11 protein-coding genes are annotated in these 13413 nt (G+C 70.5%); 7 read left to right on the top strand and 4 right to left on the bottom strand.

Features of this window, described 5'->3' with window-relative positions; translation table 11 throughout:
- The first annotated feature begins 140 nt into the window (after window positions 1-140).
- The 3 genes from ITJ62_RS17960 to ITJ62_RS17970 are packed head-to-tail and all read left to right on the top strand — an operon-like array spanning window position 141 to window position 4088.
- Window positions 141-1319 (top strand): acyl-CoA dehydrogenase family protein, encoded by a 1179-nt coding sequence (locus ITJ62_RS17960; RefSeq protein WP_079003975.1) that lies wholly within the window; start codon window positions 141-143, stop codon window positions 1317-1319.
- A gap of 56 nt (window positions 1320-1375) precedes the next feature.
- Window positions 1376-2803, top strand: coding sequence for an O-antigen ligase (locus ITJ62_RS17965; protein ID WP_194605066.1), 1428 nt, complete (start codon window positions 1376-1378; stop codon window positions 2801-2803).
- Window positions 2804-2810: 7 nt separating this feature from the next.
- A complete protein-coding gene (locus tag ITJ62_RS17970) occupies window positions 2811-4088 on the top strand; it encodes an O-antigen ligase family protein (RefSeq protein ID WP_194605069.1) in 1278 nt (425 codons plus the stop codon).
- A gap of 23 nt (window positions 4089-4111) precedes the next feature.
- Here ITJ62_RS17970 and ITJ62_RS17975 read toward each other — a convergent pair whose 3' ends face one another.
- Window positions 4112-5557, bottom strand: a complete 1446-nt coding sequence (locus ITJ62_RS17975; protein WP_194605072.1) for a sugar transferase — start codon at window positions 5555-5557, stop codon at window positions 4112-4114.
- Window positions 5558-5742: 185 nt separating this feature from the next.
- Between ITJ62_RS17975 and ITJ62_RS17980 the strand changes: the two genes are divergently transcribed.
- A complete protein-coding gene (locus ITJ62_RS17980) occupies window positions 5743-6663 on the top strand; it encodes a polysaccharide pyruvyl transferase family protein (protein ID WP_194605075.1) in 921 nt (306 codons plus the stop codon).
- Complete coding sequence (locus ITJ62_RS17985; RefSeq protein WP_194605078.1) at window positions 6660-7967, top strand: hypothetical protein; 1308 nt, start codon at window positions 6660-6662, stop codon at window positions 7965-7967. The genes ITJ62_RS17980 and ITJ62_RS17985 overlap by 4 nt, the downstream gene beginning before the upstream one ends.
- Here the strand turns inward: ITJ62_RS17985 and ITJ62_RS17990 are convergent.
- Window positions 7853-8965 carry a glycosyltransferase family 4 protein gene (locus ITJ62_RS17990; RefSeq protein WP_194605081.1) on the bottom strand — a complete coding sequence of 371 codons (1113 nt, stop codon included), beginning with the start codon at window positions 8963-8965 and terminating at the stop codon, window positions 7853-7855. The two genes, ITJ62_RS17985 and ITJ62_RS17990, sit on opposite strands and share 115 nt — an antisense overlap.
- Window positions 8965-10026, bottom strand: coding sequence for a glycosyltransferase family 4 protein (locus ITJ62_RS19390; RefSeq protein WP_194605084.1), 1062 nt, complete (start codon window positions 10024-10026; stop codon window positions 8965-8967). Before ITJ62_RS19390 ends, ITJ62_RS17990 begins: the two co-directional genes overlap by 1 nt.
- Window positions 10027-10149: 123 nt before the next feature.
- Between ITJ62_RS19390 and ITJ62_RS18000 the strand changes: the two genes are divergently transcribed.
- Window positions 10150-10995 (top strand): glycosyltransferase, encoded by an 846-nt coding sequence (locus tag ITJ62_RS18000; RefSeq protein ID WP_194605087.1) that lies wholly within the window; start codon window positions 10150-10152, stop codon window positions 10993-10995.
- Window positions 10996-11097: 102 nt separating this feature from the next.
- Window positions 11098-12378: a lipopolysaccharide biosynthesis protein gene (locus tag ITJ62_RS18005; RefSeq protein ID WP_194605090.1), complete on the top strand. Its 1281-nt coding sequence runs from the start codon at window positions 11098-11100 to the stop codon at window positions 12376-12378.
- Here ITJ62_RS18005 and ITJ62_RS18010 read toward each other — a convergent pair.
- A complete protein-coding gene (locus ITJ62_RS18010; RefSeq protein ID WP_194605094.1) occupies window positions 12375-13367 on the bottom strand; it encodes a glycosyltransferase family 2 protein in 993 nt (330 codons plus the stop codon). The genes ITJ62_RS18005 and ITJ62_RS18010 overlap by 4 nt on opposite strands.
- Between the last annotated feature and the right edge of the window lie 46 nt (window positions 13368-13413).

Genomic DNA, 13413 nt, shown 5'->3' on the forward strand with positions numbered 1-13413 from the left:
GGCGTCGTCCTACAAGCCGTGCGACGCGGTCGCCCGGCACCGTGCACCAAACTACCAAGCCGTTGTCCGCGCCGAGCACACCTGCCTAGGCTGGCCGGGACGCCGATCCGGCGCCAGCGGACGCAATGGAGCAACGGACCATGATCTTCGAACCCCTCGCCAGCGACTTCTACGGCTTCGAGAGCCTCCTGACGGCTCCCGAGCAGGAGGCCATCGCCCGCCTCCGAGCCTGGGCCGAGACCGAGGCGAAGCCGATCGTGAACGAGTACTGGGAGCGGGCCGAGTTCCCGAAGCACCTCATCACCCCGCTCCTCGAGCTCGACGTCGCCCGGTGGGCCTGGCCGGAGACGACGCCGTTCGAGAACAGCGCCGTGTTCCGCGGCCTCGCCTCGATGGAGCTCTCCCGGATCGACGCGTCGATCTCCACCTTCGTCGGGGTGCAGGACGGTCTCACGATGGGCTCGATCAGCGAGTGCGGCTCCCAGGAGCAGCAGGACGAATGGCTCCCGAAGCTCGCCTCAGGCGAGGTCCTCGGCGCCTTCGGACTCACTGAACCGCAATCGGGGTCGGACAGCGCACAGGGGCTCCGCACCACGGCCACGAGGGACGGCGACGACTGGATCCTGTCCGGCTCGAAACGGTGGATCGGCAACGCGACCTTCAGCGACATCACGATCATCTGGGCGAAGGACACCGCCGACGGTCAAGTGAAGGGCTTCATCGTGCCGACCGACTCCCCCGGCTACTCCGCGACCAAGATCGAGGGCAAGATCAGCCTGCGCATGGTGCAGAACGCCGACATCACCCTCGACAACGTCCGGGTCCCCGAGCGCCTCCGGCTGCAGCACGCGAACTCCTTCCGCGACACGGCGAAGGTACTGCGACTCACCCGCGCCGGCGTCGCCTGGTCGAGTGTCGGCGTCGCTGTCGGCGCGTACGAGGCGGCGGTCGCCTACGCCAAGGAGCGCGTGCAGTTCGGCAAGCCGATCGCGGGCCACCAGCTGATCCAGGACCTCCTCTCGAAGTGCCTCGGGAACATCACGGCATCGATGGCGATGTGCGTCCGGGTCTCGCAGATGCTCGACGAGGGCACCCAGCGCGACGAGCACTCCGCGCTCGCCAAGGCGTTCTGCACCGCGCGGATGCGCGAGACGGTCGCGTGGGCACGGGAGATCATGGGCGGGAACGGCATCGTGCTGGACTACCACGCCGCCCGGTTCTTCGCGGATGCCGAAGCCCTCTACAGCTACGAGGGCACGCGGGAGATGAACGCGCTCATCGTCGGGCGGGCCATCACCGGCACCGCGGCGTTCGTCTGACCACCGCGCTGGACCAGGGCCTCGATGGCGGCCGCAGCCGCTACCCTGGGGGCACGATGCTGTCCACCGAACCCGCCCCGCCCCGCCCGCCGGCAGCGCTGACGACACGCGCGCTCGTCGTCAGGCACGTCGCCGTGTTCGCGACGTTCGCGGTCCTCGCCGGGACGTTCTGGACGAACCTCTTCACCATCTGGGGCTACACGGCGGTGGCACTCGTCTCAGGTGGTGCCGCGCTCGCGTGCCTGATGGTCGTCCGACCGAACTGGCGGCGCACCCGGGTGCCGTGGTCGCTCGTCGGCTACGGGGTGCTGTCGATCGTCTCGCTCGCCTGGTCCGCCTACCCCAGCGGCACAGCCGCGACCCTGCTCGGTGCGGCGCTCTGCACCATCCTCGGCGTGACCCTCGCCGGCTGCTTCACCTGGCCTGAGGTCATCCGGGTCCTCGGACGTGCCGTGACGTGGGTGCTGTCACTCTCCCTCCTCTTCGAGTTCGTCGTCGCAGCGGTCATCCGGCACCCGGTCCTCCCGAACTTCTACGCCGGGGACTCGGCGGACCCGCCCCTGCTCGACTACTGGTCGCGGGACCTGCTGTTCTCCGGAGGACGCATCCAGGGCATCTCGGGGAACGCCAACCTCCTCGCCGTGGTGGCGCTGCTCGGGATCATCGTCTTCGGGCTCCGGCTGGCGGCGCGCCGCGACGAGCCCGGCGCAGCCAGGTTGGCCGGCCCGGAACGTCGCTGGACCCTGCTCATCCGCCTCGGTCTCTCCGTCGTGATGTTCCTCCTGAGCTTCTCGACCACCATCCTGCTCGCCGCCGTGGTGACGGCGGTGGTGCTCGCCGCTGCACTCGCGATCCGTCGGGCACCTCGCCCGGAGGCGAGGACGCCGGTGTACCTCGGCTTCCTCGGCATCGGGGTCGTCGGTGCGGTGGGAGCGGTCGTCTTCCGGACGCAACTCCTCGGCCTGCTCGGGAAGAGCCCGGACCTCACCGGTCGACTCGACATCTGGGCGACCGTGTGGCGCCTCATCGAACAGCGACCGGTCTTCGGTTGGGGCTTCTCGAGCCCGTGGGCACCGTGGGAGCCGCTCTTCACCGACCTCGTCATCCGACGCGGCGTCCGACAGCTCCAGGCGCACAACGCCTGGCTCGACGTCTGGTTCCAACTCGGCGTCGTCGGCCTCGTGCTCTTCGCCGCGGTCGTCCTGTCCATGTTGACCCGCACCTGGTTCCTGGCCGTCGACCGTCCACGCGTCGACCTCGACGCACGGCGACCGTACACGGCCCTCTCGCTCGCCCCCGTCCTCATCGCGGTCTCCCTCGTCGTGCAGTCGGTCGCGGAGAGTCGGCTGCTCATCGAGTCCGGCTGGGTGCTCCTCGTGCTCCTCGTCGTGAAGACCAAGCAGGAACCCGCCTGGCCTGTTCCCACCGTCGCGGCCTCCTCCGACCTCGCACCCGCGCACCGGCGCGACGTCATCGACGGATGAGCCCGGCGTGAGACCGGCGGACTTCGACGCGTTCTCCGTCGCCGCGCGCGTCCTGTCCTCAGCGCCGCTGGCCGCCGCGTTCGCCACCATCGCCGTCGCGACCGCCTTCGGTGAACACCTCGTCACGAGCCTGATCGGTGTCGCCGGGTTCAGCACGATGCTCGTCGGCCTCACGACGATCGGCACGGGTATCCTCCTCGCACGCCTCCCCATCATCGAGTGGCGCGGCCTCCTGCCGATCTCGGTCCTGCTGTTCCTCGCCTGGAGCGCGGTGTCGGTGGTGTGGAGCGCCACGCCCCTCGCGACCCTGCCCGCCATCGGCGGGCAGCTCGCGTGGGCCTTCATCGCCATCGTGATCGCGCTGACCCGCGACACCATCCAGATCGTCCGGGCGACGGGCACCGCCTTCCGCGCGCTCCTCGGCACGTCCCTGGCGCTCGAGATCGTGAGCGGCGTCCTCATCGACACCCCACTGCCGTTCCTCGGGATCAGCGGGAACCTCGCCTTCGGCGGCCCGTTGGAGGGGGTCTTCGGAACCCGGAGCGCCCTCGGCATCGCGGCCCTGCTCGGTCTCGTCACCTTCGTCGTCGAATGGCGGACCCGTTCCGTGCGTCATGGGGTGACGATCGGGTCCATCGCCCTCGCCATCGGGCTCATCCTCGGCACGCGCTCGCCGAGCGTCGCGCTCCTCGCCGCGGCTCTCGGCATCGCGACCGCCGTGCTCTACGTCTTCCGGCAACTCCGACCGGAGCCGCGCCGCACCTGGCAGTTCGTCCTCCTCACCGTCCTCGCGCTCGTCGGCCTCGTCGGGTACCTGTTCCGATCCGAGGTGTTCCGCGTCCTCGGTCTCGGGCTCGAGATCGAGCAGCGCTACGCGCTCTGGCAGGAGACCCTGCGACGCCTGGCCCCGAGCGAGCTCAACGGCTGGGGATGGACGGGCGGCTGGATCTCCGATGCGGTCCCGTACCGGTTCATCGACGCGAGCCTCGGCCGCACGAACGACTCGGCGCTGAACGCCTACCTGGACGTGTACCTGCAGCTCGGACTGATCGGGCTCGCCCTGTTCCTCCTCCTCGGCGGTCTGGCGCTCGTGCGGACCTGGCTCATCGCGACCAACCGGCGCAGCGTCGTGCACGTCTGGGCTGCGCTCATCGTCGTGACCCTGCTCGCATCGGGCGCTGCCGAGAGCAGCCTGCTGCTGAGCGGCGGCTGGCTGCTCCTCGTCGTCTGCGCGGTCATCGGTGCCGGCGGACTGAGCTGGCGGCACAAGCTTCCGGACCGCTGAACCCGGCCCGAGCCGGCACCGGATCACCGTGCATCGGTTCCCGGGGCGACGACCGCCCGCACCGTCTGCGCGAGGATCTTCAGGTCGATCGCGGCCGACCGGTTCTCCACGTAGTACAGGTCGAGATCGACCGAGTCGTCCCAGGAGAGGTTGGACCGCCCGCTGACCTGCCACAGTCCGCTCATACCCGGCTTCACCAGGAGGCGTCGCTGGGCGAGCAGATCGTAGCGTTCGACCTCCCACCCACGGTGCGGCCGCGGGCCGACGAGGCTCATCGAACCCCCGAGGACGTTCAACAACTGCGGGAGCTCGTCGAGCGAGTACTTCCGGAGGATCCGTCCGACCGGGGTCACGAGCGGGTTGTCAGGAGCCTTCGAGAGCAGTTCATCCGCATGCTGCTGCACGGCGAGGGCTGCTCCGGTGTCGGCGTCGGCGGCCATCGAGCGGAACTTCAGGATCTGGAAGGGGCGGCCGCGCAGGCCGACGCGCTCCTGCCGGTACAGCACGGTCCCCCGACTCGTCGTCTTCACCGCGAGCGCGACCGCGAGCATGACCGGGGCCAGCAGCAGGAGCAGCGTTGCGGAACCGATGACGTCGAACGCCCGCTTCGCCGCCGCCTCCAGCCGGGACAGCTCCAGGTGGTCGACATGGATGAGCGGGATGCCGGCCACCGCCTGGAGGTACAGGCGGGTCGAGGCCACCCCCGTGAGCGTCGGCGCGATGATGAACTTCACCCCGCGTTCGCTGAGGTCCCAACCCAGGCGGCGGAGCTCGACGGGGGTGAGTTCGACAGGGCCGACGAGGATCACGGTGTCCGCTTGGACCTCCATCGCGGCCTCGAGGATCGACGGTCGTCCGGCGAGGACCGGGGCGTCCGCGATGCGCGCATCGTCGTCGACGCCCGGGGTCGCGACGCCCACCACCCGATGCCCTGCCCAGTCGCCCCGGCGCATGCGCTCGGCGACGTGCACCGCGTGGTCGCGGTCACCCACGAGCAGCGTGCGGTAGACGAGTGCGCTTCCGCGTCGCCGCGCACGGAGGTGCCGACGGGCACCCCAGCGGACCGCCAGGAGGAGGGCGACCCCGAGCGGCAGGGCCGTGAGCAGGAACCCGCGTCCGATCTCGAGCTTGAGAAGGTAGGACGCCATCGCCACCGCGCCGAAGACCGTCGTCGTCACGACCACGACCCGTCGATACGGCGTCCAACCGTCCGCCAGGACCCGCGGATGGCGCGACCGGGCCGCTGCCAGGGGCGACCACCACGCGACGGCGAGCGCGAGGGTGACCGCCGGGTAGCCGACATCGAGGCGCCCGAACGGCCCGACGACCTCCACGGTCCCGCGCCAGTACGCGTCCCACCACAGGAGCTGGGTCACGCTGAGCGCCAGCGTGACGGCCAGGAGGTCGAGGACGAGGACCATGCGCGAGCACCGTCGCTCCCAGCAGCGGCGGGCTTCGACGAAGGGCATGACGGTGACCTCCCTGGGGATGTTCTGGTGTGCATCGGATCGAGCCTCGGCGCGCACGGGTCGCGGCGGACGAGGTCGATCGCCGGAGCGCGAGACGACCCGGCGACAATCGAGCATAATGTATTCGACCAACTGAAGTATCCGATTCCAGCGCAACGCTCGGTGTCGATCCGAACGGAGCACCCATGCCCTACCTCGAGACCATGCGACAGCGCACCGAAGCCTCCTTCGTCGAGCTGCATCGCGGCGTCACCGAACTCCACTACACCCAGTTCCCCGATCACCGGAACTCGGGCGACTCGGCCATCGCGCTCGGACAGGCCAGGTTCTGGCGCGCACACGACATCGCCGTCCGCACGACCTCGAGCGCCGGCAGCATGCCGGAGCGGGTCCGGGACTCGTCGATCCCGGTCCTCATCCAGGGCGGCGGCAACCTCGGAGGCCTCTACCCGGTGCTGAGCGAGGCTCGCTACGAACTCGCGGAGCGACTCCCAGCCGACACCTTGCTCATCCAGGCACCGCAGTCGGTCGTCTTCCCCACGGACGCAGACCGCCGAGCGTTCTCCCGACGGTTCGCCGCCCGGCCCAACCTGCGGGTCGCCGTGCGCGACCAGACCTCCTACGACCTCCTCCGCGACGAGGTCGAGGACCTCAGCCTCTCGCCGGACGCGGTGCATCTCCTCGGCCCGATCAGCGCCCCCGAACCGACGCAGCGACGCATCGTCATCGCCCGGACGGACGATGAGACCGCGGGTGGGCTCGCGGGCTCCGAGAGCGCCGACTGGCCGGCCGACCCCCTGGACCTCCGAGCGCATGAGTGGCTCGGCTGGCGGGCGGCGAAGCACCCGGAATTGAAACCCCTCATGGAGCGCGACCATGCGACGTGGATGCGGCGAGCCGAACGTCGCTTCGACGCCGCCGTCCGGCTGATCGCCCGCGGCGAGGTGGTCGTCACCGATCGCCTCCACGCCATGCTCATCGGGCTGCAGATGGGCCGCCGGGTCGTCGCGCTCGACAACAACAACCGCAAGCTGTCGAACTACGCGGAGACCTGGTTCGGTGACCTCCAGCCGAGGTTGCGCTTCGAGCACACGATCCGTCCGTGACCTCCGGACAGCCTTCCGCGCACCTGACGCGGCGGGACGCGGCCAGGGCCCGCGCGGAGGCCAGCGCCCACCGCGCCGTGTGGCGCCGGCAGCTGACGCAACGGACGCCCGATATCGGCGGGCGGGAACGTGACCGCCCGCTCGTCGGCGGTTCGCTCCTCCTGATCGCCTCGCTCCTCGCGCTCGCCTGGGTGGCAGCCGAGCAACCAGGACTGCCCGGGCACTTCGCGAACGACGAGGGCACGATCATCAGCGTGAACCGGGGGACGTTCACCGAGGCCGACTCGTCGTTCCGGCTCATCGCCGCGGTCTACCGCTGGATGGGCCTGGCCGAGCTGCCGACGCTCGCCGCCCTCGTCGGTGTCGCGAGCTACCTGCTCGTCCTGACGGTGGCGATCTCATGCCGGACGACGACGGCCGAGTGGGTGGACTGGGCCATCATCATCAGCTGCGTCGCGCTCGCCGCCGTCTACCACGGCGCGTACACGAAGGACCTGCTGACCGTGGGCGCGGTACTCGCCCTCATCGCCCACCGCGGACGAGGTCTGTCGGCCGAGCTGGTGCCGGTGGCCGCGATGCTGCTGTACGCCCAGGGCTTCCGCACGTACTGGTTCCTCGTGGCCGGCCTCTATCTGGCGCTCCGTCTCGCGCTGCGGGCGCGGCGCGGCTGGACAGCCACCCTGGCGGTCGTCCTCGTGCTCTACGCCGGGCTCTCCGTCGTCTTCCCGCTGGTCGTCGGTGTCGACCTCGACCACTACCGCCTGACGGTGAACGAGCACCGCACCGCGGAATCGGTCAACACCCTGATCGTGCAGTTCTCCCCCGGTGCCGGCCCCGTGTCCGGGTTCGTCAACAGTGTCCTCACCTTCGCCTCGTTCATCATCCCGATCCCGCTGATGCTCCGCGGCGGGGCGATCTACCTCGTCGTGGCGCTCGTCCTGCTCGTCATCTGGGGATCACTCATCGCCGCGATCCGGTCGGCGAGGATCCGAGCGCCCCGCGGCTCGTCGGTCCTCACGGCGTTCCAGAACCGGTTGTTCGCGGCGATCCTCGCGTTCCTGATCGTGCAGTCGATCTTCGAGCCGGACTACGGCTCGTTCCTCCGGCATCTCACGCCGATGCTGATCGTCGCCGTGTGCCTCCTCCTGAGCCTGCGGCCCGGTGCTACGGCAGCCGCGACCCGCACGGATCAGCGACGAACGGGCACGACGGATGCTGCCGCGACGCGCACGTCGGCTGCAACGCGCGCCCAGGAGAACGGACCCGCTGCAGCGAGCACCCCCGCCGCGGAGAGCGCCTGGTAACGACCGGCGTCGGCGAGGATCTGCTCCAGCGCGTCGGCGAGCGCGGTCGACGTCACCGCCGTGGCCACGATGCCCGATCCTGACGCGATCGCCTGCTCGGCGAGGCCGCCGACCGGAGTCACGACCGAGGGCACCCCGAGCGCCATCGCGTAGGCGAGCACACCGGACTGACTGGCCTCGGTGTACGGCAGGAGAGCGATGTCGAACCCGCCGACCACCTGCGCGATCTCCTCCTGGTTGACCCAACGGTTCTCGAGCTCGTCGTCCTCGTGTCGGAGGAGGTCGAGGGCGTCGTCGGTCCCGGACCCGACGACCCGCAACCGGACCCGGATCCCGCGGCGGCGCAGTTCGGTGATCGCTCCCACCCCGAGACCGAGCCCCTTGTACGCCGACAGACGACCGAAGCATCCGACGACCGGAACACCCTCCCGGTACGTCGACCGGACCACGGCATGGCCCGCGTCGACACGGTACGCGGCGTGGACGGTCTCGTGGACGCGGTCCGCGCGGAACTCACCACGGGACGTGAGGGCGGCGGCGACCGGCCCGGAGAACACGATCGCTCCGTCCGCCGCCCGGCGCTCGGCACGACGCAGGAGGTGCTCGAGCCGCGAGAAGTCCCCGGGGTGCATGGTCGCGTCATGGACGCAGAGCAGACTCCGACGACCGCCGAAGCGGAACACGGGCGCGACCACCCCCTGCCAGAGCTGCTCCATGGCGATGACGACGACGTCGATGCGATGCCGCCGGAGGAACCGGTCGAGCCGGAGCGCCGTCCAGAGGAGGCGCGGGAGGCCGAGCGCGGCGCCGCGCTTGTCGCGATACGTGCGGATCGTGAAGGACGGCACCCCGAGGCCGACGAACCGCTCCGCCACCTCGGCGTCGAGGGAATAGGACACGACGACATCGCAGCCGTCCTCCTGAAGCGCCTGAGCCAGTTCCTGGGCGAAGAGCGGGCCTCCCCCGGTCCGACCCCACTGCACGACCGCGACGCGCATCAGGCCACCTGCGGTATCCGATAGGCCTCGGCGAGGGCCGCCCGTTGGCGGGCCGGCGTGTGATCCTTGAGTCGTTCCGACCAGCGGGAGACGTTCCGCTCCGCCCAGGCGGCGAACGCCTGCGGTCCGGCCAGCCGACTGGCGACCATCGCCTCGAGCCCGCCCTCGAGGGTGAGGGCGTCCGGGAGCGTCCCGAACGCGGCGATCGGCCGGACGAGCGTCGGGACACCGGCCTGCACCGCCTCCAGGACGGCGAGCGGGAACCCTTCCCAGGCGGCGGTATGGAGGTAGACGTCGCTCTGCGCGAGCCGCCTGCCCACCTCGGCGTGCGGGATCCAACCGGTGACGTGCACACCGGAGGCCTCCAACCGGCCGACGTCGTCGTCCGCGCCACCTCCCATCCAGACCGGGACCACCTCGATACCTCGCGCACTGATCGACGCCGCGACGTCGGCGAACCGCATCGGATCCTTCTGTGGAGCGATGCGTCCGAGACTCGCGACCAGTAGCGGCCGGTGCAGCTCCACCTCGTTCCAGCGAGCGCCGGGAGGCGGAACCGCGACCACGTTCGGCACGTGGACCACCCGTGGCCGCAATGGTCCGCGCCGTTCCGCCGCCGCTGCTTCGCCCTCGGAACAGGCGGCGACGGTCTCGACGTTGAAGGACAGCAACCATTCGGCGGCGCGGAACGCACGGCGGCTCCAGAGGGAGAGGTCGGCGCGCTCGAACGCGTAGCAGTGCGGGGTGTAGACGATGCGGGTCCGTGGCGAGCTGCGCAGGGCGACCCGCGCGTACGCACCGGCGAAGCTCGAGTGGGCGTGCACGATGTCGGCCCCGGTACGACGGCGCACCCGCCGGATCGCCCGCACGGCAGCGAGCGGTCGCCGCCCGAGCGCGGTCACGGAGGCGAAGCAGTCGGACAGCGTCTCGTCGAGCGGGGCGCCGTCCGGGATCTGCGCGAGCAGGTGATGTTCGACACCCGGCGGTGAATTCCGCACGTAGGCCTCGATCGCCACGGGAATCCCACCCGCATAGCAGTCGGTGACGTGGAGCACGGTCACCCTGTCGGCTGCTCGTCGAACGGGAGGTGCGGAAGGACGACGGTCATCGGTCTCGTATCTCACATGTTGTATGTTAGACGACGGGAAAGTTGGTCACCTCGCCCATGCCAGATCCGGAGGCCCGTGTACTCGATCGTCATCCCCTGCCGTAACGGCTCGGGTACCCTCGCCACGCAACTCGAAGCCCTGCTCGCTCAGCGCTCGCCCGGCGACATCGAGATCGTCGTCGCCGACAACGGCTCCGTCGACGACACCGCAGCACTCGTCCGCCGGTTCAGTGAGGTGGACGGGCGCGTCCGCCTCGTCGACGCGAGCGGCAGGCCAGGTATCAACCACGCTCGCAACGCCGGTGTCCGGGCATCACGGGGTTCAGCGGTGCTGCTCTGCGACGCCGACGACGTCGTCCAGGTCGGATGGATCGAGGCTCACCGGCGCGCGCTGGAAACCGGCGCGGACTGCGTCGGCGGCGCGCTCGAGCGGACCCTCCCGGACGGTACGAAGTTGGGGAGGCAGGAGGCGGTCAGCACCGTGCACGGCTTCCATCCATGGCCGGCCGGAGCGAACTGTGGTTTCCAACGACGGGTGTTCGACCGGCTCGGTGGATTCGACGAGACCCTGCTCGGCGGCGGCGACGAGACGGACTTCTTCTGGCGGGCGGCGGCGGCCGGTCACCCGACCACCGCAGTCCCTGAGGCCGTGGTCGAGTACCGACTTCGCGGTGACCTTCGAGCCGTGGCTCGGCAGTTCTTCGGCTACGGCCGGGGAACGGTGCGGTTGTTCCGACGACACCGCGGGCTGGGCATGCCGCGATCATTCGGCTGGGAGCTCCCCATCGTTCTGGTCGTCGGAGCGCTGCAGGTCATCATCCCGAGCCGCGACGGCACGCGGCGTCGACGCGGTGTCGAGCGGCTCTCGTCGAGAGCAGGGCGCGTGGTCGAGAGCCTGCGATCGAGGACGTGGTACCTGTGATCACGACGATCGAGGCCGCCGACGGCGACCTAGACCCCGCCGACGCGACGACCGCGCTCGCCGACCGACGCGCGGGTCGACCGCCATGCCTGTGAGCGGACGATGATCCATCTCGCCTGGGCGATCGTCGAGCGGATCCTTCCCCGGGTGGCGTCGGCGCTCGTCATGCTCGTCCTGGCCGCCCGGCTCACGCCGTCCCTCGTCGGCATGTACGCGTGGATGGTCCTCGCCCTCACGCTGGTCCAGACCGTCGGTGACACGGCCGCGCGGCAGACCGCGGTCGTCCACGGAGGCTCCGAGGCCGGGGACCGGTTCGTCCGCCGGTTCCGGGTCTGGTCCGCGCTGATCGGAGGCGCCGCGCTCGCCGTGACCGTCGGAGCCCTGCTCCTGACACATCACGCGGAGGACCGATGGCAGGCGATCGCCCTCGCGCCGTTCGTCCTCGTCCCGGCGGCTTCGGCCGTGGGCATCGACGCCCTGGTCCGCCTGCAGCGAGCCGGGAGATGGAAGGAGATCGCATCGCATCAGGCGTGGTCGTCGACAGCCTCCCTGCTCTGCAGCGTGCCGACCCTCCTGGCGACGGGATCGCTGCTCGCCAGCGCCCTGCAGGCGATGCTCGCGGAGTCGGGGTTCGCCCTGCTCAACCGGCGACGTGCTGCGCGACTCCCCCGCGCGTCCGCCGCTGGCGCGCGTTCCCGCGAACCGACTGTGAACGTCCTGAGCGACTACCTGCACACGGCGCTGTTCTCACTCCTCGGTTGGGGACAGGGACAGACCGACCGCCTCTCGATCGGCGCTCTCGCGGGCGGGGCACGCCTGGGCCAGTACGCGTTCGCCATGTCGCTGTCGCGGAGCATCGGCGACGCGGCGGCGCTGGCTGCGATCAACGTCCTCCGGCCGGTCCTCGCCGAGGTGGCACGCGACGGCCGGGGGTCCGAGATCGTCGCGGTCACGGAGGCTTCGCTCCGACGATCGCTGGTCCTGGCGGTCGTGGCCGCCGTGGCGACGAGCATCGGGGTTGAGCTGCTCGTGAACCCCTTCCTCGCGGACGACTGGGACCCCGCCCTCGCACTCGTCCCCGTCCTCGCCCTGTCGGTCGCGCCCTCGGTCGTCGCCTGGTCGGTCACGGCGGTCCTCCAGGCCGAAAGCCGGATGCGCTGGGCGAGTCCGATCAAGGCGGTCGGCGTGCTGCTGTCCCTCCCGGTCGGCGTCGTCGCCCTTCACGACCTGCAGCTCGCGGCCTGGCTCGTGAACGCCCGGGAGCTCGTCGTGATGGCGCTGCTCCTCCTCGCCGCGCATCATCGGGCGCCCTGGCGGGGCGGCCTCATCGCCCTCGGCGTCGTCCTGGTCGGCGCGGCCGTGTGGCATTTGACCCGAGGCTAGGCCGGCTGCAGCAGGTCCCTCACGATGTCCAGTGCCCCCTGGCTCGCATACCGCTGGTACTCGCCGCGGGGAGCACGCAGCATGACGGGGAGGATCCGTCGCCACCGAGCCGGGGCGAGATCGGCCCGGAACCGCTCGAAGGCCGCTTTGGCGACGACGGCCGAGCGATCGGCGAGCGGTGCGGGCTCACGGGCCTCGTCGAGCCAGGAAGCGAGCCCGGCGACGCGATCTGCGATGTCGCGGTTGCGCTGGCGCCCCGGCTGCATCAGCCTCGAGACCTTGTACGCCAGCGTCGGCTCGACGATCCCGATCTGGTTCGCGCCGTGCTGTCGGTAGTCGACGAGGGGTTCGTCCAGCAGCTCGATCGGGCCACGCGACGCGGCCACGATCGCCAACCACTCGTCGTGCACCCACGGAGCGGGGAACGGTACGGCTGCGTCGAAGACCTCGCGCCGGAGCATCGCGGTCGCACCGGTGACCAGATTGCGTCGCAGCAACACGCCGAAGGCATCACCAGCCCGGATCCCGTCGCGTTCGTGCGGGCCGATCGACAGCGACGCGAAGAGCGTGGTGCCGAGGGACACCCCGTCGGCTCCGACGAGCCGGGCGTCCGAGCACACCATCTGCAGCTCCGGACGCGCGTCGAAGGCGGCCAGGGCACGCTCGACGCGGTCGGGCCGCCACACGTCGTCCTGATCGGAGAGGACGATCAGGCTCCCCGTGGTCGCGCGGATCGCCCCCTCGAAGTTCTTCGTGACGCCGAGTGGACTCGGATTCCGCAGGACGCGCACCGGGACGGACGACTCAGCGGCGAAGCGCTCGACGATGGCGGATGTCCCGTCAGTCGAACCGTCGTCGCTGACCACGATCTCGCCCGGGAGCACGGTCTGCGCGAGCATGCTGGCCAACTGCTCTTCGAGGAACACGGCGCCGTTGTAGGTGCACAGGGCGACGGAGACGCGTCCGTCGACTGCTGCTGTTGCTGGCATGGACCCGCCCCTCACCGCTCATCGGACCGCGGACCAGCCTATCCCG

The sequence above is a fragment of the Plantibacter sp. VKM Ac-2876 genome (genome assembly GCF_015350715.1).
GTDB lineage: Bacteria > Actinomycetota > Actinomycetes > Actinomycetales > Microbacteriaceae > Plantibacter > Plantibacter auratus.

Excerpts from the sequence above, each read along its gene's own strand:
- ITJ62_RS18010 (WP_194605094.1), bottom strand. The coding sequence starts at position 13,367 with ATGCCAGCAACAGCAGCAGTCGACGGACGCGTCTCCGTCGCCCTGTGC.
- ITJ62_RS17980 (WP_194605075.1), top strand. The coding sequence starts at position 5,743 with ATGCCCTACCTCGAGACCATGCGACAGCGCACCGAAGCCTCCTTCGTC.
- ITJ62_RS17990 (WP_194605081.1), bottom strand. The coding sequence starts at position 8,965 with ATGCGCGTCGCGGTCGTGCAGTGGGGTCGGACCGGGGGAGGCCCGCTC.
- ITJ62_RS17960 (WP_079003975.1), top strand. The coding sequence starts at position 141 with ATGATCTTCGAACCCCTCGCCAGCGACTTCTACGGCTTCGAGAGCCTC.
- ITJ62_RS17975 (WP_194605072.1), bottom strand. The coding sequence starts at position 5,557 with ATGCCCTTCGTCGAAGCCCGCCGCTGCTGGGAGCGACGGTGCTCGCGC.
- ITJ62_RS17965 (WP_194605066.1), top strand. The coding sequence starts at position 1,376 with ATGCTGTCCACCGAACCCGCCCCGCCCCGCCCGCCGGCAGCGCTGACG.
- ITJ62_RS18005 (WP_194605090.1), top strand. The coding sequence starts at position 11,098 with ATGATCCATCTCGCCTGGGCGATCGTCGAGCGGATCCTTCCCCGGGTG.